This is a genomic window from Dysgonomonas sp. Marseille-P4677 (assembly GCF_016652235.1).
Taxonomy (GTDB): Bacteria; Bacteroidota; Bacteroidia; order Bacteroidales; family Dysgonomonadaceae; genus Dysgonomonas.
Window position 1 is genome coordinate 1 of sequence record NZ_JAEPKU010000272.1, and the last position, 1,189, is coordinate 1,189.

The 1,189-nt window shown below is 29.1% G+C and carries 1 protein-coding gene; it reads right to left on the minus strand.

The window, feature by feature from the left end; genetic code table 11:
- Nucleotides 1-259: 259 nt before the first annotated feature.
- Nucleotides 260-1,138, minus strand: a complete 879-nt coding sequence (locus JGH11_RS20010) for an AraC family transcriptional regulator (RefSeq protein WP_201114751.1) — start codon at nucleotides 1,136-1,138, stop codon at nucleotides 260-262.
- Nucleotides 1,139-1,189: the final 51 nt, after the last annotated feature.

A 1,189-nucleotide genomic window follows, 5' to 3' on the forward strand; every position in this document is an offset into this window, starting at 1 on the left:
AATAGATATAATATATTGATATATATATCTTTATGGATGGCTGTGTAAGTTGTGCCTGGGGCGACTTCAAAAATAGATAAACAGTGACAAGGTTATAAAAAGATAGAAAAAATCATGAAACTGTAATTATATTTTTCAGCCTAGCAATATAATACTAAATATAACAGTCTTGATATATGCTTATTAGGCATCTTCTTAATAAAGAATATTTAAAATAATATTGAGAGGCTATTTTCTCCCATAAGTATATACACCAATACTATTTATATCTTTTCCTGTATTCCTTAGGTGTTATTTCCATTTCTTTTTTAAATGCTTTCGAAAAGTGGAAAGGATCGTAAAAGTTCAATCTGAATGCAATCTCTTTCAGTTTGAGGTCTGAAAATTGTAAATAGGAGCAAGCTCTTTGTATTTTTAATTGATTATAATATTCTAGTGGGGAGTATGATGTTCTTTGAAGAAAAATCGCTCCAAAATGAGAAATAGAATACCCCATATGATTAGCTATATCGTCTAAGGTCATTTTAGTTTCCAGATGATCTTTCATATATTGAATACTTTTTTGTATAACATCTGTTTCTTTTATTTTTTTTATTTCCCTGAACTGATTCATATATTTTAATGAGGCCAAATAATGCATCAGACAAAAGCTGACATATTCCAGATTCTCGAAATTATATCCCATTTCCAAATTTTGATACATTTCATCAAAAAGCTGTATCCTATCGTTAAAACGACTCCTGTCAGATTCTTCCAGATTTATCACTTTATTTATAATGGAAGAAAACATAGAAACAAATTCGCCACAAAAGTGAAACCAGTATATACTCCATGGGTTTTGATAGCTTGATCCGTATGAGTGCGGCGTATTAGCAGGTATAATAAATACTTGATTACGAGAAATGGAATACTTTTCTTCATAGCAAGTAATGTATCCATTACCTTCCTCACAATATATAAGTATATTCTCCGGTGTTCCTTCAGGACGCTCCCTGAAATGAAACTTTGCCTTCGGATAATATCCTATATGTGTAATATATAAATTTTTTGTAATAATATTTTTTGACTGATAAGAACGAATATTATAAGGAGTAACGATTGCTTTTTCGTTTCGGAATCCTTCTGCGATTTTTTCCATTATTATATCGTTATATTTTACATATTTTTAATCATTATTTATATATAATAT